Source organism: Nocardia sp. NPDC004068, from assembly GCF_042874315.1.
In the GTDB taxonomy this organism is placed as follows: domain Bacteria; phylum Actinomycetota; class Actinomycetes; order Mycobacteriales; family Mycobacteriaceae; genus Nocardia.
Genome location: NZ_JBIAMW010000001.1, coordinates 802,945 through 826,749, shown reverse-complemented (window position 1 = coordinate 826,749; position 23,805 = coordinate 802,945). Strand labels below are relative to the sequence as shown.

Annotated in this window: 19 protein-coding genes; 4 read left to right on the top strand and 15 right to left on the bottom strand. The window is 71.0% G+C overall.

Translation table 11 applies throughout. The features are described from left to right. Window positions 1–133 precede the first annotated feature (133 nt). Window positions 134–778 carry a three-helix bundle dimerization domain-containing protein gene (locus tag ACFYTQ_RS03915; RefSeq protein ID WP_387357038.1) on the top strand — a complete coding sequence of 215 codons (645 nt, stop codon included), beginning with the start codon at window positions 134–136 and terminating at the stop codon, window positions 776–778. A 31-nt stretch (window positions 779–809) separates the two neighbouring features. On the opposite strand, the gene ACFYTQ_RS03910 is transcribed toward ACFYTQ_RS03915, so the two are convergent. The 6 genes from ACFYTQ_RS03910 to ACFYTQ_RS03885 form a co-directional block, all read right to left on the bottom strand. Continuing rightward, window positions 810–1,217 carry an anti-sigma factor antagonist gene (locus ACFYTQ_RS03910; RefSeq protein WP_387356884.1) on the bottom strand — a complete coding sequence of 136 codons (408 nt, stop codon included), beginning with the start codon at window positions 1,215–1,217 and terminating at the stop codon, window positions 810–812. A gap of 124 nt (window positions 1,218–1,341) precedes the next feature. After that, window positions 1,342–1,998, bottom strand: a complete 657-nt coding sequence (locus ACFYTQ_RS03905) for a maleylpyruvate isomerase N-terminal domain-containing protein (RefSeq protein ID WP_387356883.1) — start codon at window positions 1,996–1,998, stop codon at window positions 1,342–1,344. Window positions 1,999–2,034: 36 nt separating this feature from the next. After that, window positions 2,035–2,910 (bottom strand): LLM class F420-dependent oxidoreductase, encoded by an 876-nt coding sequence (locus tag ACFYTQ_RS03900; RefSeq protein WP_387356881.1) that lies wholly within the window; start codon window positions 2,908–2,910, stop codon window positions 2,035–2,037. 34 nt (window positions 2,911–2,944) lie between these two features. Beyond that, entirely contained in the window at window positions 2,945–4,279 is a 1,335-nt protein-coding gene (locus ACFYTQ_RS03895) for a M1 family metallopeptidase (protein ID WP_387356879.1), read from the bottom strand. Beyond that, entirely contained in the window at window positions 4,279–8,154 is a 3,876-nt protein-coding gene (locus ACFYTQ_RS03890; RefSeq protein WP_387356877.1) for a Pls/PosA family non-ribosomal peptide synthetase, read from the bottom strand. The genes ACFYTQ_RS03895 and ACFYTQ_RS03890 overlap by 1 nt, the downstream gene beginning before the upstream one ends. Window positions 8,155–8,263: 109 nt before the next feature. Then, complete coding sequence (locus tag ACFYTQ_RS03885) at window positions 8,264–9,025, bottom strand: SDR family oxidoreductase (RefSeq protein WP_387356875.1); 762 nt, start codon at window positions 9,023–9,025, stop codon at window positions 8,264–8,266. Window positions 9,026–9,142: 117 nt separating this feature from the next. Between ACFYTQ_RS03885 and ACFYTQ_RS03880 the strand changes: the two genes are divergently transcribed. Then, the gene (locus ACFYTQ_RS03880; protein WP_387356873.1) at window positions 9,143–10,012 is read left to right on the top strand and encodes a TIGR03619 family F420-dependent LLM class oxidoreductase; all 870 of its coding nucleotides are present in this window, start codon (window positions 9,143–9,145) and stop codon (window positions 10,010–10,012) included. 1 nt (window position 10,013) lies between these two features. Here the strand turns inward: ACFYTQ_RS03880 and ACFYTQ_RS03875 are convergent, their stop codons facing one another. The 3 genes from ACFYTQ_RS03875 to hisS form a co-directional block, all read right to left on the bottom strand. Next, window positions 10,014–11,018: a malate dehydrogenase gene (locus ACFYTQ_RS03875; protein WP_387356871.1), complete on the bottom strand. Its 1,005-nt coding sequence runs from the start codon at window positions 11,016–11,018 to the stop codon at window positions 10,014–10,016. Window positions 11,019–11,163: 145 nt separating this feature from the next. Beyond that, window positions 11,164–11,820, bottom strand: coding sequence for a hypothetical protein (locus ACFYTQ_RS03870; RefSeq protein ID WP_387356868.1), 657 nt, complete (start codon window positions 11,818–11,820; stop codon window positions 11,164–11,166). Window positions 11,821–11,856: 36 nt separating this feature from the next. Next, a complete protein-coding gene (gene hisS / locus ACFYTQ_RS03865; RefSeq protein WP_387356866.1) occupies window positions 11,857–13,134 on the bottom strand; it encodes a histidine--tRNA ligase in 1,278 nt (425 codons plus the stop codon). A gap of 229 nt (window positions 13,135–13,363) precedes the next feature. Here hisS and ACFYTQ_RS03860 point away from each other — a divergent pair, with 229 nt between their 5' ends. Both ACFYTQ_RS03860 and ACFYTQ_RS03855 read left to right on the top strand, forming a co-directional pair. Next, window positions 13,364–14,236 carry a peptidylprolyl isomerase gene (locus ACFYTQ_RS03860; protein ID WP_387356864.1) on the top strand — a complete coding sequence of 291 codons (873 nt, stop codon included), beginning with the start codon at window positions 13,364–13,366 and terminating at the stop codon, window positions 14,234–14,236. Between the two features lie 385 nt (window positions 14,237–14,621). Beyond that, on the top strand, window positions 14,622–15,137 hold the full coding sequence (locus tag ACFYTQ_RS03855; RefSeq protein WP_387356861.1) for a hypothetical protein: 516 nt from the start codon (window positions 14,622–14,624) through the stop codon (window positions 15,135–15,137). Window positions 15,138–15,310: 173 nt separating this feature from the next. Here ACFYTQ_RS03855 and ACFYTQ_RS03850 read toward each other — a convergent pair whose 3' ends face one another. The 6 genes from ACFYTQ_RS03850 to ACFYTQ_RS03825 all read right to left on the bottom strand — a co-directional run bounded on the left by ACFYTQ_RS03850 (window position 15,311) and on the right by ACFYTQ_RS03825 (window position 23,801). Beyond that, window positions 15,311–15,727 (bottom strand): DUF4913 domain-containing protein, encoded by a 417-nt coding sequence (locus ACFYTQ_RS03850; RefSeq protein ID WP_387356858.1) that lies wholly within the window; start codon window positions 15,725–15,727, stop codon window positions 15,311–15,313. Continuing rightward, a complete protein-coding gene (locus ACFYTQ_RS03845) occupies window positions 15,724–17,556 on the bottom strand; it encodes a type IV secretory system conjugative DNA transfer family protein (RefSeq protein ID WP_387356856.1) in 1,833 nt (610 codons plus the stop codon). The genes ACFYTQ_RS03850 and ACFYTQ_RS03845 overlap by 4 nt, the downstream gene beginning before the upstream one ends. A 37-nt stretch (window positions 17,557–17,593) precedes the next feature. Further along, window positions 17,594–18,136, bottom strand: coding sequence for a hypothetical protein (locus tag ACFYTQ_RS03840; protein WP_387356854.1), 543 nt, complete (start codon window positions 18,134–18,136; stop codon window positions 17,594–17,596). A gap of 95 nt (window positions 18,137–18,231) precedes the next feature. Then, window positions 18,232–19,764 (bottom strand): peptidoglycan DD-metalloendopeptidase family protein, encoded by a 1,533-nt coding sequence (locus tag ACFYTQ_RS03835; protein ID WP_387356852.1) that lies wholly within the window; start codon window positions 19,762–19,764, stop codon window positions 18,232–18,234. A 304-nt stretch (window positions 19,765–20,068) separates the two neighbouring features. Then, window positions 20,069–20,377: a transposase gene (locus tag ACFYTQ_RS03830; RefSeq protein ID WP_387356850.1), complete on the bottom strand. Its 309-nt coding sequence runs from the start codon at window positions 20,375–20,377 to the stop codon at window positions 20,069–20,071. Between the two features lie 28 nt (window positions 20,378–20,405). Next, window positions 20,406–23,801 (bottom strand): hypothetical protein, encoded by a 3,396-nt coding sequence (locus tag ACFYTQ_RS03825; protein WP_387356848.1) that lies wholly within the window; start codon window positions 23,799–23,801, stop codon window positions 20,406–20,408. Between the last annotated feature and the right edge of the window lie 4 nt (window positions 23,802–23,805).

Sequence of the window (23,805 nt, the reverse complement as noted above, 5' to 3'; positions counted from 1 at the left end):
TCGGAGATATGTCGGATTGTGCCCTCCGGGTCCGCAACGGTTCATCCCCAGTTCGGTTGCCGCCGCACGGGTCCGGTGTCACCCTGACTACGTGGCTACGCTCGAGCGGCGGAAGCGGGCCGGATACGCCGAGATCACACCGGCTTACCGGCTCCTCGACATCGTGCACGGCACCGCGCTCGCGCGGGCGGAACGGCGGCTGCACCGCGAGTTCTCGATTCTGTTCGATACCAAGACCATTCACCATTTCCTGCACGATTCCTACGCCGAGATCGGCGGGCAGGCGTCGGTGCAGCTGTATCTGCCGCTGCTGGCCGAGCGCTACGCCCGTCAGCGCCTGCACGCGCGGGCCAAGGTGGAGGGCCGGATCGAGCACGCGATTCCGGTGGTGCTGTTCCTGTGCACGTTCAACGCCGGGCGCTCGCAGATGGCCCTGGGCTACTTCGAGCATTACGCGCGCGGCCGGGCGCTGGCCTGGTCGGGCGGTTCGGAGCCGTCCGCCGCGCTGAACAAGGCCGCGGTCGCGGCGATGGCCGAGGTCGGGATCGATATCGCCCACGAGTTCCCGAAGGCGTGGACCGCCGAGATCCTGCGCGCCGCCGATGTCATCATCACCATGGGCTGCGGCGACGTCTGCCCGGTGGTGCCGACCATCCGGCAGGAGGACTGGATCGTCGACGATCCGGCGGGGCTGACGGTCGCCGAGATCCGCCCGATCCGCGACGATATCGACCGGCGCGTGCGCAGGCTGCTGGAGAGCCTGCGCATACCGGTCTGAAAGGCTTGCGGCACAGAGCCTTTCGTGTCCCCTACGACCGTTGCCCCGCGCCCGTGCGCACGGCCGGGGCCGCGAGCGCCGCCTCGATGGTCTCGTAGACGGCCAGTTGGGTGTTCAACTCCGTCGCCGCCAGGATGCGCCGGGTGATGGCCTGGGTCGACACCAGGCATACGGTCACGCCCTCGCGTCGACCGCGCACGGCCTCGTCGGCCAATACGACGTAGGCGCGATACCCCAGGAAACCGAGGTTGCGGGTGTCGACGACGAGCCTGCCGGGCGAGGCGTCGGCGGCCGCGCGCAACAGCCGCTGCCAGGTCGGCAGGGTATAGGCGTCGACCTCGCCGTGGGCGCGCAGGATCATCGCCTCGGCGCGGCTCTCCAGGCTCGCGGTCAGGCGCAATCGGGCCGTATCGGATTCGTGGTGGCGGTTCGTGCTCATCGAGCAACCCATCCGTCGGGGATTCGCGGACTCACCCTGTCAGCTGAAGACGAACCCGTCCCTTCCTTGGTATCAAGACAATAGCCCGCCCGCAAACCTCTTTCCCATAACGGACACGCGGTGGTTACTGGAGAAAAATCGGGAGTTTCGCGGCAGCGCCGGTCAGGGCGGCCCGTTCGGCGTCGCTGGGCTCGCGGCGGCCGGTCGCGATCAGCAGGGCGTCGGCATCGGACCATTCGGCGGGCAACGCCGTCCCGGCGATCCGCTCCAGCATGGTTCGGGAGCGGGCGAGGCATTCCTCCGGCGGTCGGGGCGCGTCCGGCAGCTGGGCGATCAGGTCGAGGTGATGCAGGGTCCATTCCAGGACGTAGGCGCGCAGGTAGTCGCCGGTGGTGATCACGTGGCCGCGGGTGCCGACGCACACGGCCGGATCGGCGAGCTCCGCGGCGCGCCCGGCGGCGGAACCGACGTCGTCGAGATGGAACTTCAGCAACCGCGGTTCCTCGTAGGCGGCGGCGAGCCGAACGGTCAGCGCGTCGAGCGGATGCTCACCGTTCGGCTGGACGTCGGCGGTCTCCCAGTAGGTCACCTCGTCGCGCGTCGGCTCGGCGTCCGCGGGCGTCACGAGCGTGATCAGCACGTCCTGCGCATCGATGATCAAGTGGCACACCAGATCTCGCACCAACCATCCGGCGCATCCCGACGGTCGCCCGAAATCCTCGTCCGAGAGATAGGCGACCGTCGTCCGCAGCGCCGCCCACGAGCGTGAGAAAAGATCCACTGCCGCAAGCTAACACCGGTCGCGCGACCGCGCGGCCTACCCGAGTTCGGCGAGCTGACCGACGGCCGGGCCCATGTCCCGGGTCCACTGGGCGGGCGCGCCCGTCATCGGGGAGACCATGACCCGATGGATGCCCAGTTTCGCGTAATCGCCCATGGAGCGGACGAATTCGTCGCGGGTGGCGGGGGTGGGGCGGGGGTTGTTGGCCGTGATGGTGAGGCGGATGGTGTCGTAGTCGCGGCCGACGGTGTCGCAGTGGCGGCGCAGCACGTCGAGTTTGTGGGCGACGTCCTCGGGCGAGCTGGCGAACAGGTTGCACGCGTCGCCGTACTGGGCGACCAGGCGCAGGGTCTTCTTCTCGCCACCGCCGCCGATGAGCACCTTCGGGCGGTTGATCGGCTGTGGGCGGCACAGGGTTTCGGCGAGCTGGTAGTACTTGCCCTCGAACGGGCCGTCGTTGTCCGGGTCCCACATCTGCGCGCAGACGCGCAGGGCCTCCTCGAGCCGTTCGAAGCGTTCGGCCAGCGGCGGGAACGGCACGCCGAGCCCGCGGTGCTCGCGCTCGAACCAGGCCGCGCCGATGCCGAGCGTGGCCCGCCCGCCGGACAGCACGTCCAGGGTGGTGACGATCTTGGCGAGCAGGCCCGGGTGCCGGTAGGTCACGCCGGTGACGAGCAGGCCGAGGTCGACGGTGCGGGTGTGGGCCGCGAGGTAGCCCAGGGTGGTGTAGCCCTCGAGCATGTTCGACTCGGCGGGCAGCCCGGTGGGCTCGATCTGGAAGAAGTGGTCCATGAACGACAACCAGCTCGCGCCCACCTCTTCGGCGGCCTCGCCCACCCGGGCGAGTTCGCCCGCGATGGCCGCGGTGCCGCCGTCGATGTCGAAGACGGGGAGATGAAGTCCGAATTCCATACCGGGAACGCTAGACGCTGGAGCGCACTCCAAGTCAAGAGCGCGGCAGCTCCGGCAGCGGCCGGGCGTACAGCCACGCGTCCCACAGCTCCCGCAGCGGCGTATCGGCGTAATGTCCGGCCAGATCGGTGAACTCCTCGGTGCCGACCAGCGAGTGCCGGTACCGTTGCGTCCAATCCCGCAGCAGCGCAAAGAATTTCGCGTCGCCGAGGGTCAGCCGCAGCGCGTGCAGGGTGAGCGCGCCGCGCTTGTACACCCGATCGTCGAACATCGTGCGCGGTCCGGGATCGGCCAGCACGAGATCGCGCGGCTGCCGCGCGAGCAGCTGCCGGGCCGAGCGGGCCAGGGCGTCGGCGGCGGGACCGCCCGACGCCTCCGACCAGATCCACTCCGCGTAGCAGGCGAAGCCCTCGTGCAGCCAGATGTCGCGCCACTGCCGCACGGTCAGGCTGTTGCCGAACCACTGATGCGCCAGCTCGTGCGCGATCAGCCGTTCCGCGCCGCGCTCCCCGTCGCAGTGGTTGGCCCCGAAGATCGACAACCCCTGCGCCTCGAGCGGGATCTCGAGGTCGTCGTCGGTGACCACGACCGTGTACCCGGAGAACGGATACGGCCCGAACCGCCGCTGGAATTCGGCCATCATCAGCGGCTGCCGGCCGAAGTCGTGCTCGAAGCGGGTCCGCAACCGCGACGGCAGCACCGCGCGCATGGGCACCGGATCCGCGCCGCGGGCCGGTTCGATCCGGTATTCGCGGTACGGGCCGATCTGCACCGTCGCCAGGTACGTCGACATCGGTTCGGCCTGCTCGTACACCCAGGTGGTGCGGCTGGACTTGGTGCGCTTGTGGGTCAGAACCCCGTTGGCCACAACCTGATACGGCGAATCGGTGGTGACGGCGATGCGGTAGCTCGCCTTCGCGCCGGGGTGGTCGTCGCAGGGGAACCAGGACGCCGCGCCGTTGGGTTGCCCGGCCACCAGCGCGCCGTCGGTCAGCTCCTCCCAGCCGACCTCGCCCCACGGCCCGCGGATGGGGCGCGGCGTGCCCGCGTACTGCACGGCGATCACCAGCGCGCCCCCGGCCGGAATCGGTTGCGCCGGAGCGAAGGTCAGCTTGCCGTGCCGGTGGGTATACCTCGCGACCTTGGCCCCGTTCACCGAAACCTTTGCGACGGTGAGGGATTGGGACAGGTCCAGCGCGAAGCGGGGCCGCGCCTCGGTGGTGACGGCGGTGATGTCGGCGCGCCCGGCGAGCCGGTTGCTCGCCACCTTGTACTCGAGGTCGAGTTCGTAGCGCGACACCCGGTAGCCGCGATTGCCGTTCTGCGGGAGGTACGGGTCGATCGGCGCGTCGGAGACCTTGTCGGACATCACCGCTCCGGCCAGGGCGCGATCGGGTTGCCCCACCAGCGGGTCGAGGGCGGCACGGTATCGCCGCGCATCACCAGGGAGGCGGGGCCGACCGTGGCGCCCGCGCCGATCCGCGCGGCGGGCAGCGCCACGCAGTGCGGGCCGAGGGTCGCGCCCGCCTCCAGAGTCACCGTGTCCATGGCCATGATCCGATCATGGAACAAATGCGTCTGCACGACGCAGCCGCGTTCCACGGTCGCCCCGTCGCCGAGGGTCACCAGATCGGCCTCGGGCAGCCAGTACGACTCGCACCACACCCCGCGCCCGATCCGCGCGCCGAGGCCGCGCAGCCAGATGTTCATCACCGCGGTGCCGGTCGCGGCGCGCGCGAACCACGGGGCCGCAACGGTTTCCACGAACGCGTCGGACACCTCGTTGCGCCAGACGAACGAGCTCCACAGCGGATGCTCCTCGCGCCCGATCCGGCCGACCATCGCCCATTTCGCGGCCACCGCGCAACCTCCCGCCAGCGCGCCCGCCAGATGCAGCACGATCCCGGCCAGCAGCGCGGCGAACCAGTAGCCGGGCCCCTGGGCCAGCGCGGCGAGCCCGAACAGCACGCCCAGCCCGATGCCGAAGGTGACGATCACCGGCAGCAGGCGGCAGGTCTCGACGACGCCGCGGGCCACCTTCAGCCGCAGCGGCGGATCGAAGGTGCGGGCGGTGTCGGACTCACCGGCCTTGCGGCGCAGGCGAACCGGCGGGCTGCCCAGCCACGACGATCCGGCCTTCGCCTTCTCCGGCGCGGCCGACAGCACCGCGACCAGACCGTTCTTCGGCACCCGGCGGCCCGGCGCGGTCATACCCGAGTTGCCCAGGAACGCGCGCTTGCCGACCTTCGCCTCGCCGACGCGCATCCAGCCGCCGCCGAGTTCGTAGCCCGCGATCATGGTGTCGTCGGCGAGGAAGGCGCCGTCGGCGACCGTGGTGAACTTGGGCAGCAGCAGGACCGTGGACGCCTCCACATTGCGGCCGACGCGAGCGCCCAACAGCCGCAACCACATCGGCGTGAGCAGGCTGGCGTACAGCGGGAACAGGAAGGTGCGCGCGGAGTCCATCAGCCGTTCGGTGGCCCACGCCTGCCAGCCGACGCGGCTGCGCACCGGATGGTAGCCCTCGCGCAGCCCGATGCTCAGCAGCCGCACCGCCACCACGGTGAGCGCGGCGAATACGGCCAGGCTCAGCACGGTCGCCACCGGCAGCAGCGCGAAGGCGTGGCCGAGCGCGCCGGGCAGGGTCCGGTCGTCGCGAATCGCCCACGCCAGCAACGCCCCACCCGCGCCGAGCGCGACGATCGGCAAGGCGGCCAGGACCATCGAGGTGATCCCGAAGACGAGCACCCAGCGGGTCGCGCGCGGCGGCGTCGCGGCGGGCCACGGGTGGTCGGCCTTACCGACCTTCACCGCGGGCGAGCCCGCCCACTCCTGTCCGGCCTTGACCTTGCCGAAGACGGCCGATCCGGGCGCGACCACCGACCGTTTGCCGACCACCGCGCCCGGCAGCAGTGTCGAGCGCGACCCGACCACCGCGCCCGCGCCGATCCGGATCGGGCCGATGTGCACGCGGTCGCCGTCGATCCAGTAGCCCGCGAGATCCACCTCGGGTTCCACGCTGCATCCGTCGCCGAGTTCGAGCATCCCGGTCACCGGCGGCAGGCTGTGCAGATCCACGCCCTTGCCCACCCGGGCGCCGAGCGCGCGGGCGAACGGCACCATCCACGGTGCGCCGGACAGGTTCTCGGCCCCGCTGGCCTCGGCGAGGCGCACGGCCGCCCACAACCGCAGATGCACCGAGCCGCCGCGCGGATACGTTCCCGCGCCCACGCCCCGCAACAGCACGCGCGCCCCCGCGACGCAGATGGCCATGCGGCCGGGCGGGGAGATGAACAGCACGAATCCGGCCACCGCCCACCACCACGACAGGCCCGGCATCCACGGCAGCGCCCCGGACCAGCCCGCGATATTGGTGACGATACCCAGCCAGGTCAGCCATTGCAGGCCGGTGAGCGTGGTCAGCGGCACCAGCGCGAGCACCTGGATCCATTGCGCCCGCCGGGAGGTCGGCGCGACGTGCCGGGTCTCGACCTCGGCGGCGGGCGCGGCGGCGTCGAGCAGATCGGCCAGCGCGCCGAGGCGGGGATGGTCGTAGAGGTCGGCGACGGTGACCCACGGGAAGCGCTCGCGCAGGGCGGTCACCAGTTGCGCGGCGGCGAGCGAACCGCCGCCGAGGTCGAAGAAGTCCGCGTTCGGGCCCGAGATGTCCGCGCCCAGAATCGAATTCCACAGTCCGGCGATCCAGTGTGCGGTGCCGTCGAGGCCCTCACCGGGTTCGGGATCGTTGGACGCGCCGGGCAGCGGCCAGGGCAGCGCCTCGCGGTCGACCTTGCCCGAGGTGCGGGTGGGCAGTTCGTCCAGTACGGCCAGGCGCGGCACGAGCGGGGCGGGCAGGCTCTCGGCGAGCCGGTCGCGGGCGCGGTGCGCGTCGAATCCGGGGTCGGCGACACTGAGATAGCCGACCAGGATCTTGTTGCCCGCCTTGGTGGTTCGCACCGCGGCGGCCGCGGCGGTGACGCCGGGCAGGTTTTGCAGCGCGTTGTCGAGTTCACCGAGTTCGATGCGGCGGCCGCCGATCTTGACCTGATCGTCGGCGCGGCCGAGGAAGATCAGCCCGGCCGCCTCGTTGCGGACCAGATCGCCGCTGCGGTAGGCGCGGTCCCAGCCGAGCGAGGGCATGGGCGCGTACTTCTCGGCGTCCTTGGCCGGATCGAGGTAGCGGGCCAGGCCGACGCCGCCGATCACCAGCTCACCGGATTCGCCCTCCCCCACGGGATTTCCGGAGCCGTCCACGACGGCCAGATCCCAGCCGTCCAGCGGCAGACCGATCCGCACCGGTTCCCCCGCGGTGAGCCGGGCGGCGCAGGCGACCACGGTGGCCTCGGTGGGGCCGTAGGTGTTCCACACCTCGCGGTCGGCGCTGCCCGCCAGCCGCTCGGCCAGTTCGGGCGGCACGGCCTCGCCGCCGAAGATCAACAGCCGCACCGCCTCCAGGGCCTCGGCAGGCCACATGGCGGCCAGCGTCGGCACGGTCGACACCACGCTGATCGCCCGGCGTTCGAGCCACGGACCGAGATCCATGCCGCTGCGCACCAGCGCGCGGGGCGCGGGCACCAGGCACGCCCCGTTGCGCCACGCCAGCCACATCTCCTCGCAGGAGGCGTCGAAGGCCACCGACAGCCCGGCCAGCACCCGGTCGCCGGGTCCGATCGGGTTGTCGCGCAGGAACATTCGCGCCTCGGCGTCGACGAACGCCGCGGCGTTGCGGTGGGTAACCGCGACGCCCTTGGGGGTGCCGGTGGAGCCGGAGGTGAAGATGATCCAGGCGTCGTCGTCGGGCGTGGGCGGCGCGGTGGAATCCGAACGGGCGCGGGCGTTTCCGGTCGCCTCGATCCCGTCCCCGGTGACCAGCGCCGTGATTCCCGCTTCCCCGAACACCAGCCGGGCGCGCTCCTCGGGATCGTCCGCGTCCACCGGAACGTAGGCGGCGCCCGCGTGCAGCACGGCCAGAATCCCGACATACAGCTCCGCGGTCCCGGACGGGACCCGCACCCCGACCCGATCGCCGGTCCGCACGCCCGCGTCGCGCAGCCGGTCCACGGCCTCGTCGATCTCGGCGAGCAGTTCGGCGTAGGTCAGGACGTCGGAGCCGTCGTCGATCGCGGGCGCGTCGGGATGGGCGGCCGCGGTCTCGGCGAGGATGTCGACGAGGGTGCGCGGCGGGGCCGCCGCCGCCGAACGAAGCAATGGAGTGGGTGCCGACACGTCGAAACCGAGCGTCACCGTCCTGCCTTTCCGATCGCCCCCGCCTACCGCCCGGCGCCGTTACCGGTGAGCTAATTCGGGACCATTCTCGCAGGACTATCGGGCGTGCCGGTGCGCGGGGCCGCGCTCAGAACATCGTCGGCCGGGTCGCCGCGTCCACTCCCCCGTCGATGACGAACTGCGCGCCGTGGATGTAGCCCGCCTGCGGGCCGAGCAGATACGTTGTGAGACTTGCGATCTCGGCCGGTTCGGCGGTACGGGCGATGGGCGCGGTGAAGCCGCGGATGAGGTCGCCGTAGCGGGGATCGTCCAGTCCGGCGCGCAGCAGCGGCGTGTCGACCGTGCCGGGGGCGACGGTGTTCAGCCGCACCCCCGCCGCGCCCCAATCGGCGGCGCGGCGGCGGACCGCGACGGTGAGGGCGTTCTTGGACCAGGCGTAGGCGAGATGGCCCGCGTAGTCGCCCGCGGGTCGCAGGGCCGCGGTGAGGTCGGCGGGCGTGGGGTCGGTGGCCAGCGGATTCTCCGCCCAGGTCACCTGGACCGAGGCCACCGAGGAGACCACGACGACGGCCGGGGACTCCGCCTTGCACAGCACCGGCAGCAGGCCGTCGAGGACCGCGACCGCCGCGTGGTAGTTGATATCGATCAGGCGCAGTGGGTCGGGGGTGTGCGGACCGACGCCCGCGCAGAGCACCGCGCCGTCGAGGGTACCGCCGCAGCGCTCGGTGACCTTCTCGATCGCGGCGGCCCGGCTCGCCGGGTCGGCCAGATCGGCGCGCACGTCCGCGTCGCGCAGGTCGATGCCGATGATGTCGTGCCCGGCCGCGGACAGGGCCGCCGCGGTGGCGGCGCCGATGCCCGAGGCCGATCCGGTGATCGCGATCGTCATCGGACAATTAGAACAGGTGTCACCCCGCGACGTGCCGATACGAGTTAGCATCCCGGGGATAATTAGAATCTGTTCTAGTTTTCCCCGCCGCCGCGCGGGCACTGCGAGAGGACACCGATGCGCTTCACCTACGCGGAGGCGATGACCGACCCGGCGCACTACATCCCGCTGGCCCAGGCCGCCGAGGCGGCCGGATTCCACAGCATGTCGATCGCCGACAGCATCGCCTATCCCGCCGAATCGGATTCGACCTATCCCTACACCCCCGACGGCAACCGGGAGTTCCTCGACGACAAGCCGTTCATCGAGGCGTTCGTGCTCTCGGCGGCACTGGCCGCGGCGACCACCCGGCTGCGGTTCACCCCGTTCGTCATCAAGCTGCCGATCCGGCCGCCCGTGCTGGTGGCCAAGCAGGCCGCCTCGCTGGCCTATCTCAGCGGCAACCGGTTCTCCCTCGGCGTCGGCATCAGCCCGTGGCCGGAGGACTTCCAGATCATGGGCGTGCCGTTCGACAAGCGCGGCAAGCGCATGGACGAGTGCATCGAGATCGTGCGCGGGCTGTCGCGCGGCGGGTACTTCGAGTACCACGGCGAGTTCTACGACATCCCCAAGATCAAGATCACCCCGGTGCCGACCGAACCGCTGCCGATCCTGGTCGGCGGCCACAGCGACGCCGCGTTGCGCCGGGCGGTGCGGCTGTGCGACGGGTGGATGCACGCGGGCGGCGACGCCGCCGAACTGGACCGCATGCTCGACCGGCTCAGCGAATTGCGCCGCGAGGCAGGGCATTCCGGCCCGTTCGAGATCCATGTGGCGTCCCTGGACGCCTACACCACCGACGGCATCAAACGGCTCGAGGACAAGGGCGTGACCGATGTGATCGTCGGCTTCCGCTACCCGTACGTCGCGGGTCAGGACACCGAACCGCTGGAGACCAAGATCGCCCACCTGAACCGCTACGGCGAGTCGATCATCGCCAAGTGCTGAGTCAGCGGCGCTTGGCGAAGCCGAGATCGATCACCGCGTCGCGCTCGGCCGCCAGCTCTCCGACGCTGAGATCGATCCGCTCCCGGGAGAATTCGTCGATGTCCAGGCCGGGCACGATGTGGTACTCGCCGTCGCGGCAGGTGACCGGGAACGAGCTGATCAGCCCCTCGGGCACCCCGTAGGACCCGTCGGAGGGCACGGCCATCGACACCCAGTCCCCAGCGGGCGTGCCGCGCACCCAGTCGTGGATGTGGTCGATGGCCGCGCTCGCCGCGCTGGCGGCCGAGGAGGCGCCGCGCGCGGCGATGATGGCGGTGCCGCGCTGCTGCACGGTCGGGATGAACTCCGCGCGCACCCACTCCGGATCGTCGAGCACCGCGAGCGCCGGGCGGCCGGCGATGGTGGCGTACGAGAGGTCGGGGTACTGGGTCGCGGAGTGATTGCCCCACACGGCGATTCGGGCGATGTCGGCGGCGGGCGCGCCGGACCGCTTCGCCACCTGCGCGAGGGCGCGATTGTGGTCGAGCCGGGTGAGCGCGGTGAACCGCTCGGCCGGGACGTCGGGCGCGTTGCTCATGGCGATGTAGGCGTTGGTGTTGGCGGGATTGCCGACCACCAGGACCTTGACGTCCGCGGCGGCGCTGGCGTTGATGGCCGCGCCCTGATCGGTGAAGATCGGGCCGTTGGCGGCGAGCAGGTCCGCGCGTTCCATGCCCGCGGTCCGCGGCCGCGCCCCGACCAGGATCGCGACATTCGCGTCCGCGAAGCCGACCCACGGATCGTCGCTGATATCGATGGACTCGAGCAGCGGGAACGCCCCGTCCTCGAGTTCCATGGCCACGCCCTCGAGCGCCCCGACCGCGGCCGGAATCTCCAGCAGCCGCAGCCGCACCGGGGTGTCCGCGCCGAGCATGGCCCCGGAGGCGATGCGGAACAGCAGCCCGTAGGCGATCTGACCGGCCGCGCCGGTGACGGTAACCGTCGCGGGGGTGGGGGCAGTGCTCACATCGACTCCTCGTGTCCTCGTGATCTTCGCGCCTGACCCCACCCTAGCCACGCTCAGGCCCGACGAGCCCCCGGCGTGAGCAACCAGACACCCGGACCGCGACAGAGCCGACGAAACGGGAAAAACCCTTGCCGCGCAATCACTTTCAGGGCAAAGGGTGGTCCAGCCGCGCGATATCGCGGTCGCCGAGCACCACCGGCTGCACGATGTCCTGCGCGCGCACCAGCTGCACCGCCCGGTACAACGGCCGCTCCTCCAGGGCCGCGTCGCGCGCCTCCGCCCGCAGCTGATTCACCAGCACGCCCGACACCGCCAGCGCCGCGGCCAGTTCACTGCGCGCGAGCGCGTCGGCCAGCGTGCGCAGGCCCAGGATGTGCAGCTCCCGGCCGCTGCCGGAGTCGGTGTACATCGCCAGCGGCACGAGCTGACTGTCCCGCCCGGCGGTCACCCGCAACACGATCCGGCTCAGCCGCGCCGGATACACCAGCACCTCCACGCCCGTCGCCGCCGCGACGTCCAGCCGCCGCGAGCCGAACAGCCTGCGGGCGCGAAGTTCGGTGCCGGTCAACCACATTCGCCGCCGCTGCACCGCCACCGCGTACAGCGCGGTCGGCGCGCCCAGCGCCAGCCCGGCCAGCACCGCGACCGGCCAGCTCACCAGCAACGCGAGCAGCAGCGCCGCCACGACGCCGACGCCCACCGCCGCCAGCGTCAACCGGCGCAGCATGGGGGCGAACGTCTCCGGCGCGATCAGGTCCAAGCCGACCGGTTGCGCCGCACCGGAATTCGAGGGTTCAGTCACGCGTCCACATCCGTCGGGCCCCCCGTCGTGACCGTACTACCGATCCCCCGCCAGCGCGGCCGAGACGGCCGAGACCGCCGAATCCAGCGGCAGCTGCCGCTGGTCGCCGCTGACCAGATCCTTCAGCCCGATCTCACCCTCGGCGAGGTCCCGATCACCCAGCACCAGAGCGTATTTCGCGCCGGAGCGGTCGGCGGCCTTCATCGCGCCCTTCACCCCACGCCCGCCGTAGGCCAGATCGACCCGCACGCCCGCCGCGCGCAGCTCGGCGGCCAGCACCACCAGCCGCGCCTTGGCGGCGTCGCCGAGCGGGACGCCGAACACGTCGACGCGGGCCGGTTCGGCGGCGGACTTGCCCTCGGCCTGCAAGGCCAGGATGGTGCGGTCCACGCCGAGCCCGAAGCCGATACCCGACAGCGGCTGCCCGCCCAGCTGGGCCATCAGCCCGTCGTAGCGCCCGCCGCCGCCGATCCCGGACTGCGCGCCGAGGCCGTCGTGCACGAATTCGAAGGTGGTCTTGGTGTAGTAGTCCAGGCCGCGGACCATGCGCGGATTGATGACGTACGGCACGCCCAGCGCGTCGAGGTGGCCGAGCACCTGCTCGAAGTGGGTCTTGGCGGTCTCGGACAGGTGATCGAGCATCAGCGGCGCGTCGGCCGTCAGCGCCCGCACCTCGGGCCGCTTGTCGTCGAGCACGCGCAGCGGGTTGATCTCGGCGCGGCGGCGGGTCTCCTCGTCCAGCGGCAGCGCGAACAGGAACTCCTGCAACAGTTCCCGATAGCGCGGGCGGCAGGTGTCGTCGCCGAGGGAGGTGAGCTCGAGCCGGAAGCCGTCCAGGCCGAGGGCGCGGAAGCCCGCGTCCGCGATCGCGATCACCTCGGCGTCGAGGGCCGGATCGTCCACGCCGATGGCCTCCACGCCGACCTGCTGCAACTGCCGGTAGCGCCCGGCCTGCGGCCGCTCGTAGCGGAAGAACGGGCCCGAGTAGTACACCTTGACCGGCAGCTGCCCGCGGTCGAGCCCGTGCTCGATGACCGCGCGCATCACCCCGGCCGTGCCCTCGGGCCGCAGCGTCACGCTGCGGTCGCCGCGGTCGGCGAAGGTGTACATCTCCTTGCTGACCACGTCGGTGGATTCGCCCACGCCGCGGGCGAACAGGCCGGTGTCCTCGAAGATCGGCAGCTCGACGTGCCCGTACCCGGCCAGTCGCGCCGAGCGCACGAGCGCGTCGCGCACGGCGACGAACTCCGCCGAGCCGGGCGGCACGTAATCCGGGATCCCCTTCGGGGCGGTGAAGCTGCTGGCCTTGGTCACGATCGACCAGTCTTTCAAACGCGTCGGGGGCGCGTCCAACCGGTTGCGGCCGGGCGTACGCGTCCCATGGTCCGATTCGCCTGGGCCGGTGTCGCGAATCCCTGTCCCCGGCTCGACCCGCTTGAGGTCGCGCGGATTGTACGGGGCGGAATCGTGACCTGAGTCGCGGTCTCAGGAAGTGATGGCACACTCTTATGCCGACAGCGGACCATCACGGGAGGATCTGGGAGTGCCGAGTAACGAACAGCGGCGGCAGGCGGCGAAACGCAAGCTCGAGCGGCGATTGGCCCGGCAGGCCGAGCGGGCCCGCAAGCGCAGGCAGCTCACCATCGCGGGCTCGGTCCTGGGTGTCGTCGTGGCGATCGCCGCCGGTGTGGGCATCTACTACCTGACCCGTGGCGATGACAAGTCCGACAACGCGGCGACTCCGGACTCCTCGCTGGCGAGCACCCCGCAGGCCGCGCCGCCGCCCTCCCCGCAGCCCAAGCCGGAGACCGTCGGCTGCGTCTACCGCGACGGCGGCGGCGACGCGGCCAAGCCGGTGGCCAAGCCCAACGGCGACAACATCGTCGCCAAGGGCCAGGAGGCGGTCACCATCACGACCGAGCAGGGCCCGATCGGCATCACCCTCGACCGCGCCGAATCGCCGTGCACCGTCAACAGTTTCGCGAGTCTGGTGAGCCAGCACTACTACGACGGCGCGCCCTGCCACCGGCTCAGCACGCAGGGCCTGAAGATGCTCCAGTGCGGCGACCCGACGGGCACCGGCAAGGGCGGACCCGGCTACGTCTTCGACAACGAGTACCCGACCGACCAATACCCGCCGATGGATCCGAACGAGGATGTGCCCCCCGTGCTGTACAAGCGCGGCGTGGTCGCGATGGCCAATGCCGGGCCCGGCACCAACGGCAGTCAGTTCTTCCTGTTGTTCGGCGACTCCCAGCTGCCGCCGTTGTACACGATCTTCGGCACGATCGACGAGGCCGGGTTGCGGACGCTGGACAAGATCGCCGCGAGCGGCGACGACGGTTCGCTGAACCCCCGACCCGGCGGCGGCAAGCCGAACCAACCCGTCACCTTCCAATCCGTCAAGCTGGGTTGAGTCCAAGGGCGGCGGAATGCCATGGCGGGGCGGCGAAATGGCATCGCGGAACGCTGGCACCGCCCCCGTTTCGGGGGTCATCCTGAGGTGCGGGAACATACCGGCGCATAGGGGTATATGTCGCAATAGTGCGTTATATGCTGTGCATGCACTCGCGAGCAGGTTTGTCGCACAGTTGTCGCTGGTAACCTCGAAGAACGGAGTGCCGATGAGACGTACCGACCACCCCACCGGGTAGGACTACGCCCCGTCGGCGCCGTCGGCATCCGCGTTGGCGAGACCGCAGCACCACCACCATCCATAGTGACTCTGCAACATCGGGGAGCAGGCAATGGCCGAGGAACTCGACGACATCGGCCGCGAGACAGCGGCTTTGATGAAGCAAATGTTGCAGCTTGCGACCCTGGTCGCACTGCGCACCCGGGAACGCGGCCAGAAGGAAGCCGAGGCCCGCGTCAAGATCACCGACGCGCGGCGTAAGGAGGCCAAGGAGCTCGCGCTCCGCGAGGCCCGCGAGGCCAAGGCCAAGGACCCGCGCAACCTCGAGCTGGCCCGAATGCTGGAACGTCCGCCGCTGGACAAGGGCGTCTCGCTGGAGAAGGACCGCTTCGCCGCACAGGCCAACGCCACCCGGATGGCCGCCCAGGCCGCGGCGAAGGACAAGGTCAAGGAGATGAGCTACTACGACTCCGTCGAGCGGCGCACCGCCCTGGCCGCGCATCTCGCCCGGATCGGCATCGCGCCCGATCTGGCGGCGGTACGGATGCTGATGGAGGTCAGCCAGGCGCAACCGCCGCAGGCGGCGGTAGGCAGCAAGCCCAACGAGGCCCCCCGGGTCACCCGGGCGCGGCAGCAGGAGATGGGCCTCAACAAGGAACTCGGGCTCGAGCGGTCCCGCTGACCCGCGCGGCGGTTCCGGACCCGCTCCCCGGGTTCGGGTCCGCCGCCCCGGCTTCCGACCCGATCCTCCGGATCTGGTTGCGCCGCACCGCTTTCGGACCGCTCCCCCGATTCGGTCGCGCGTTCCCGCTTCCGGACCCACTTCTCTCGAATCCGATTGCGCCGCAGCCTGTTTCAGGCGTGGAAGCCGCCCGCGGCCGGGTCGATGCCGCCGGTCGTCGGGTCGATGGTGGGATCGCCGAACAGCCCCTGCTGCGGCGACTTCAGCGGCAGCGGGCTGAGCATGTCCTTGTGGCCGTTGCGGACGCTGCAGTACTTGAACGGTCCCTTCGGATCCAGCAGCCGGGCCATGTGCGGATCGGCGTGGTCGAGGAACCACACGCTCATCCCGGTCTTGCCGTCCTGGCGCAGGTATTCCCATGCGCGCCACAGTGCTTCGAGCCGCATCGCGGCCTCGGCGTGTTTCCACCACTCCGGACACCACGCGGTATCGCTGAGATCGGTCACCTGCCGCCGATACACCAGGCTCAGGTAGTTCTCGACGAACTCGACGACGTTCGAGTAGATCATGTCTTGCTGCTGTTCGTTCACAGCGGCCGAACCTCCTCGGGCTGTCCGTAGGTCTGCGGCTGGGCCGCGTCGTTCAACTGGCGCTCCTCGACGAGGTCGTTCATCGTCGTCCGGCGGTTCGTCTGCGGATCGTGCCGTTCGATCGAGCGGCGTACCGCGTCAGCGTACTCGCCCTCCCACCAGGGAACGGTTCGAACCAGTACAGCCGGTGCGCCGGAGGAGAATACGATAGCCCGCCCGCGCGGCAGGGTCGCCAGCGCGTTGACGCTGAACGTCTTCGACGAGCCGAGGGAGCGCGAATAACTCTTGCCGCCCTTGGATTCCGAGACCGACTGCGAGATGGTGTCGTAGTCGCCGATGGCGTCGGAGCGTTCCTGGAGGAACTTCATATCGTCCACGCCGCTGCCGAGCACCTTGATGTTCGCCGCGCCCCACAGCGCCTCCATACCGTCGACACCCCAGCAGCGCGCGCCCTGCGCCCAGGATTGCAGCACGGTCATGACCACGATGCCGCGCGAACCGAAGTGACTGTACTGCTTGGGAAGATCCTTCCAGCGCACCACGTTCGCGGCCTCGTCCAGCACGGCGAGCAGCGGGATCTCCAGGCGGCCGCCGTGCGAACGGGACGCCTTGCGCATCGCGGTGTCGATCACGGCCTCGGTCAGGGCACTCACCAGCGGGGCGGCCGAACCGCGGCCCTCCAGCGACAGGCTGTAGAGCGTCCCGTTGCGCTCGATGAAGTCGAGTTCGTCGAACTCGCGGCGGTCCCCGCCCGGGGTGATCCACGGATGCACGTTGGACAGCTTCAGGCAGCGGATCATCTTCTTGGCCATGCCGAAAATGCCGCTGCGCATGCGGGGATCGGTGTTGTACTGCGCCGACAGGCCCGAGGCCGTGAAGTGGTGACGCGCCGAGCGCAGCAGTTCGATCGGCTCGGTGTCCTGAATGTTGGTGACCCAGTCCCACACCTGCACGATCGGCCGATCGTCGATGGCCGCCGCGAGGAACAGACCCGCCAGCAGATCCTCGGCCTCCTGCGCGAAGAAGCCGTCGTCACCGCCCGTCGAATTGTTCCCGCCGTCATCGCCGTCGGCGAAGTGCCCGGCCAGCCGGGCCGCGCGCATCTCGCAGCCCTCGCGACGGGCGTCCACCCAGCGCAACGGATTCCAGTACCAGGTCGGCGGTTCGTCGGCCACGCCCTGCGGATCGAAGACGAAGACCTCGGATCCCTTGGCCTGCCGGATATCTCGCGTCGCGTCGACCACATCGCGTTTGTTGGAGGTGGCCAGCACCGGGCCGATGGCGGCCAAAATGGCGGGGATGACCCGCGAGGTCGACTTGCCCTGGCGCGGACCCCAGATGTCGATGTGCAGATCCTCGTAGGAGCCGTAGAGCGGGGTGCCGTCGGCGACCGCGACACCGATCGGGACGCCGGGCGCGTCGTCGTAGCCGAGCCGCACGCCGAGCTGATCGGCCTTCTCCTTCACCCCGGCGGCGGTGAGCGAGGAGATCGCTCCCCCATTACCCATGTACTGGGCCTTGTCGTCGACCGCGAGCTTCCCCTTCCCCTTGCTCTTCTTCAGCTCCCGCCGCACCACCACATACGCGACCACCGCCCCCAACACCAGCAGCACGATCACCGACGACGCCGTGGGCCAGTGCAACTTGCCGCGGGCGAAGCCGGCGACGATGGCGATCGGGTTGATCGGGACGTCCTGTTTGGTCACCGCCATCTGGTTGCCGAGTTGCAAGGCGAGCCACAGGGTTCCGACGATCGCGAAACCGATGTAGATCATGTACAGGGTGACGTCGGGACCGGGCTCGGCCGGGTCCTTCAACTTCTTCGCCATCTCCGCCTCCTGAGGTGACCGTATACGTTGTTGTGGCTCACCGGTATCCGTCGAGCCGCCAGCCGTCGGCGGTGCGCGCGACGGTGGCGATGACCGTCGTCGGCGGCAGCGACTCGCGCCGGCCGTCGGGGTAGACGACGGTCTGCTCGATCCCGATCTTGTACTGCTCGTGGTCCGGATCGCCGCTGGGCGGCGCCTTCTCCCCGGAGGCGAAGGTGAACGCGTCGATCTTCGCACCGGCCTTGCCCCAGTCCGCCCATTGCAGCGACGGCTTCGGGGTGTCGACGCCGCTGGGCGGGGTGTCCAGGGTGCGGATCAGGCTGGGGCCCAGCCATTTCCGCGCCCGCGACAACGAGGCACCCTGCGCCTCGCGCGCGGGATACCAGGTGTAGATCTCCCGCAGCGCGGCGACCGCCACGCCGTCGGGCGTGGTCGGATCGGGCGCGGGGACCGCCTCCAGCTGCCGCGGGGTCGAGGTCGGCGACCGTTCGGCCGACGAACCCGAATCGCCACCGCAACCGGCCACCAGTACCGCGATGCCCACCACCAGCATCACCACCAGGTTACCGTGTCTCGTCATCGATTTCGGCCCTGCTGTCCAGGCTAAACCCCGCGAGCGCCGGGCGGGGCCGACCCGGCTGTCCGTGACCCCGGCGTGTCCGACTTCCGGTGAACTCACAGCACCCTCCGCACTCGACTGTCGCCGGGAATGGGAGCCTCGCGGACACCGGACGCGTCGGCGGCACGGATCATCGTGCCGTTGCCGGTGTAGACGCCGACCTCGGCGGGACCGCGCGGGCCGAATCGGGAGAAGACCAGATCGCCGGGCTGGGCCTTGCGCAGCGGCACCTCGGATCCCGCCTCCCACTGCTGTTCGGCCGTGCGCGGCAACGAGATTCGGCCCGAGGAGGCGGCGAAGACCGAGGCCGCGGTGAGGCCGGGGCCGTCGAGGCCGCCGCCGGACGGGCCCTGCGGCCCGCCGCCGCCCCAGACGTACGGGGTGCCGATCCATTGCCGGGCGGCCTCGACGATCTGCGCGCCGGGGGGTTGGCCGTCGGGCTGGAAGCGGCCCGTCGCGCCCGCGGCGCGGTACTGGGGTTCCATGGCGAGGATGTTGGCGACGTAGGGCTGGGTCTCGGAGAAGTGCGCGGCGACCTGATTGGGCATGCCGCCCGAGGCGAGCACCGCGCCCTCTCCGGCGTTGTAGGCGGCCAGGGCGAGCGGGACCACGTCGCCGTGCACCCGGCCCTCGCCGATCCAGCGTTCGATCTGATGGGCGATCGAGCACATGTAGCGGCCCTGGGCGATGATGGCGTCGCCGTCGTCCCACAGGCTGGCGGTGCCGTTGCCGTCGGCGTCGAGCAGATACGGTTTGCCGTCGTCGGGGTCGGCGGCGCGGGCGGTACTGGGCAGGAACTGCGAAAGCCCTTGCGCCCCAGCCGGAGACGTGAGGCCGCGCCGGAAACCGGATTCCTGCCGTCCCTGCGCGGCCAGCAGGGACGGGGTGATCTCCGGGCACAGCGACCCCGCCCGGCGGTACCAGATCTCGAGTTCGGCGGGCACCTTCCCGTCGGCGAGCGCCCCGCCCGCGGTGCCGAATCCGCGCTGGCACTGCGGATTGACCGAGAACGGCCACGCCCCACCGCCGCTCGGGGTCGGCGCGCCGTCGAGCCAGGGCAGCGGATCGATCTGATGTCCGCCCGCGAACCGCCCGCCGGGCACGATCTCGAAATGCAGATGGGGACCGGAGGATTCGCCCGCCGACCCGACCCGGCCGATCTGCTGTCCGGCACGCACCGGCTGCCCGACGCGCACGAGTACCCCGCTGTCCCATTCGTGCCCGTACACCGCCGAGAACGGCCGCCCGTTGACGTCGATGGAATCCACCACGATCCAGTTCCCGAATCCGGATGCGGGCCCCGCCGCGACGACCATCCCGTCGGCGACGGAGAAGATCGGCGTCCCGTCGGCGGCGGCCAGATCCACCCCCAGATGCGTTCCCCCGCGCGCCCCGAACGGATCCGACACCGTGAACGATCCCCCCGGCAACGGCCACGTCCGCCGAATCGGGGCCAACCCACCCGCCAGCGAGGGCGTCCCCGTCACCGCCGAACCGCCTTGCGCCACAGGCCGATCCGGCGCTCCTGTCGCCGTCCCCGTGATCACCGCGGCCCCCTGCGAGGGCACCCCCGCCTCTTGCGAAGGCACCCCCGTTCCACTGGCCCCACTTGTCGCGACCCCCGACGCCCCCATCGCCCACGTACTCCCCGGCACACTCGGCTGATCCGCACACGGATCCTCCGACGCGGGCAACACCACAACCACCACGAGCGCGATCAACCCGATCACACTCCCCAGCCCCACCCACACCCACCGCTTGGGATTCACCGCACCCCCAGAGCACGCACCCCAGCCGCACCCTTTATTCGGATCCGCACACCGTGTGGGGGTCTGAAGGGGGTGCGGATTCGAATAAGGGGTGCGGCTGGGGGTGCCGGGCGGTGGGGGGTGGTCATGGGGTGCGTTTGGTGTCGTTGAGGGTTTCTACGAGGGTGCGGTTCATTTCGGCGGCGGCGGCTAGTTGTTGTTGGAGGAGGGCCACTTTGCGGCGGAGGGCGATGGCGTCCATGCGTTCGAGGCTGGGGCCCTCCGCGGCGCGGACCCAGTTGCGGACCGAATTGGTGTGCACGCCTATCTGTTCGGCGACGACGCGGCAGGCCTCCGACTCGCTGCGCAGCCTGCCGGTGAGGGCCAGCACCTGCTCGACGGCCGCCTGCCGCACCTCCGGCGACACCCTGCGATAGGACCTGTGCGGCATCATCGTGCCAACCTCCCGGACATTTCCGATCTCACGCGGCACTCCCCTCGTCACCGCGGCGCGCGGTGGATTCCGTGAACTCGCTGAAGCGCTGGTTGGTTTCGTGGATTCCGCTGGCCTTCTCCGACATGGTGAACTCCATGTGGAACGGGATGCCCGGACGCCGGTCCTCACCGATCTTGAGCAGGAATTTGCCGGTGCCGGGGGCGGGCGGGCGGATCTGGCCGGGTTTGAGCGCCTCACCCGTGAGCGCTTGCGGCGCCGACCAACTCGTCACCATCTCCTCCTCGGCGGCGGTGAACGGCACCGTGGAGTCGAGCCGCTTGATCTCCTCGGGCGGCAGCGCGCCGAAGATCTTGGCGCGGGCGCGTTCGAGGAAGCCGAGCGCCTTGGCGATGGCGGCCTCCGAGCCGAGGGCCTGGAGGTCCTTGATGGTGTGGCTGATCATGATCAAGGCGGTGGCGATCGTGCGGTTCAGGCGGGTCAGCTCGTCGACGCGGTCGATCATGAAGTCGCCCAGTCCCAGCACCTGCCACAGCTCGTCCATGACGACCTGGAAGTAGCGCTGCGGCCCGAGTTCGGCGTCGGCGAGCACGTGCGCGGCCTCGACCGAGGCGAAACCGTCGGCCCAGCAGGCGAGCATGACGGCGGCCTTGAGTTTCTTGTCGCCGTTGGGAATGTGCGAGACGTCGATGCAGACCGCCACCGCGGAGGTGTCGATCGGGGCGGTGGTCTGGCCGTTGAAGATCGCGCCGAACGGGCCCTGGGTCAGCGCGCGCAGCGAGCGCCGCAGGCCCTTGGTGGCCTCGTGGTACTCCTCGGGGTTGTCGGCGCCCGCGTCGAGCATGAGTTCCTCGCCGCCGCCGACGATCACCTCGAGCAGGTTCTCCATGATGGGCGGGTTGTCGGGGGTGTAGCCGCTGCCCTCGCGGTAGAGGATGCGCAGCGCGGTGGAGATCAGCGTCTCCTCGTAGTCGCGCACCCGCGCCCCGCGCACCAGCTCCACCAGACCGGCGATGAGCGTGACCTGCCGGGCCCGCATCTCCTGGGTCACCTGGATCTGCAAGGCGGGCAGGTCGTTCAGCATCGGCACGATCGAGCCGAGCACACCGGCCGCGAGCGGATTCAGTTTGCCGTGCCCGTAGCCCAGGTCGATGACCTGGCCGCCGACCAGCTCCACCAGTTTGCGGTAGTCGGGTTTGACGTCGGCCAGGATCAGCGGCGTGATGCCCTGCGCGACACCGCCGAGCACGATCCGGCGCACCAGCGAGGATTTACCGAAACCGTTGAGCCCCAACACGAACAGGCTCGGCGCGGTGATGAAGCTGCCGCGCATGAACCAGTTCATCGGATCGAAGCAGACCGGCGCGCCGGTGTGCAGGTGCGAGCCGAGCGGCGTGCCGATCAGCGGCGCGCCCGCGCCCACCGACCAGGGCCACAGCCCCGCGACCTGCGCGGTGGTGGCGCGGTATTCGACCGGCCGCCCGACCACGCTCATCCGGCCGCCGCCCGCCCCGGCATAGCCGCGATCGGTCAATGGCGCTGTCTCCCGGTCGAATCCGTCCTCGACGACGGCCTCGATCCGCGCGGCGGCATTGACCCGCCGCAGATCGTCGGTCCGGAGCCGGAACGCGGCCCACGCCGCCCGCAGCCCCGCCCGTTCCCGCGCGATGGCCTCGTAGCGCGCCCGGGTCGCGTCATCGAGCAACGGCGGCCCCTGCCGCTTCGGCTTGACGGGCCTGCCCTGCTGCCCCGAGCCCCGCCCCCTATCGCGCGCATACGCACCCCGATCCGCCCCGGACCGCCGCGTTCCGCCCCGAGACCCATTGCCGCGCACCCGATCCCCGTCCCCCCGGGTCCGAATCCGCTCGGTCGGCTGCTCCCCCGCCCGGCGACGCACCGCCGCCCGTCCGTCGTCCCGCATGGCCCCCCGCTCCTGCCCGCCACGCCGCCGCGCGGCCTCGCCCTGCCCCGAACGCCCACGCCCCGCCCCGTTCCCGGACCGCTCCTCCGCACGCCCACTCCCGCGCCGCCGATCGCTCCCGCGCGCCGCCCCCTCGGCGACGCCACGCCGCTCCCCCCGCCGCGGACCGCCCGCAAACCCTTCGGTTTCGGCCACCCCACCCGAGCCGTCCCCACGCCCACCGGGCCGTCCCGCACCCCGCCCGTGATCAGGCCCGAACCCGTCCCGCCGCCCGTCGAACCCTCGGGTCCCGGCGTCCACTCCACCGCGCGGACCGTCCGCTCGGACCCCCGCGTCGACTCCGCCCCTCAGGCCGTCCGCTCGAACCCCAGCGTCCACTCCGCCGCGCCGCCCGTCGGACCCTCGGGCCTCCGCGTCCGCTCCGCCGCCCCGCGGATCGGGGCCGAACGCGTCGGATATGCCGCCCGAATGGCTTGCGGCACCGCTGTTTTCATGACCCTGGTGGGGGTCGTACGCCCCCCGATGGCCGGTCACGGAGGCGTCGGCGTCGGGAACATCGATGTGAATCCCGTTGGCGCGGGCCGCGTTTCGGCCGTCGGGGAGGCCGAGGGTCGGGTCGGGGGTGATCGGGCCCGCCAGGGTGTCGATGTCGAGGAGGTCGGCGGACCTGGGGGCAGCGGCAACCCCGTCATCCGCTGCCGCCCGGTCACCGTCGGCCGGATCCCGGTCCGGGCGCGCCGGATTCGGCGCGCCGGAGTGGCCCCGAAGCCCCGTTCCGGGACCGGCCGTCGTCTCGTCCCCCTCGGCCCGCGCGTTGCGGCGCGGGCGGTCCTTGCCGGTGTCGGTGGTGGCGCCGGTGCGGCCGGGCACTCGCCGACTCGGGACGGCCTTCCATTCCTCCGGCACACCGGGTTCGACCCCGGTCTGCCGGGGCAGGACGGCGCCGCGCAGGCCCGGCGGCAGGTTCTTCTCGTCCTCGGGACGGCTCGGGGGCGGTTCCGCGATGCCGGAGTCGGTCGAAAACTCTTGCGGCGCTTCGTGTTTCCCGGTGTCGGGACGCCACGCCAGTGCCTCGGCGCTGCTGGGGCCGCCCGCGTCTGGCAGGTCGAGCAGGCCGTCGAGGTCCATCTCGTCCGGAACCTCGAGGGTCACCTCGGGTTCCGGATGCGCCGAACGCGCGGAGCCGCGGCGCGACGGCGGGGTGTCGCCGGGATCGTCGGGCGGGGCGGAGCGCGCCGAACCCCGTCGCGCGGGCGGGGATTCGCGGTCGTCGCCGGGTGCGCCGAGGTCTCGGCGGGTGGGACGCACGGGCGCGTCGTCCCAGTCGGCAGGGAGGGCGGACCGTGGGTCACCGGGCGTGTATGCCTCGATGTCCCAGCCGTCGTCGTGGCCGCGGCGCGCCCCGCGGCCCACCGGCGCCGGATTCTCCGGGTCGACCACCCGTTCCCGATAGCGCGGTGGTTCGCCGCGGTACCGGATCGGCGGTTCCTGATCACCTGCCATATTC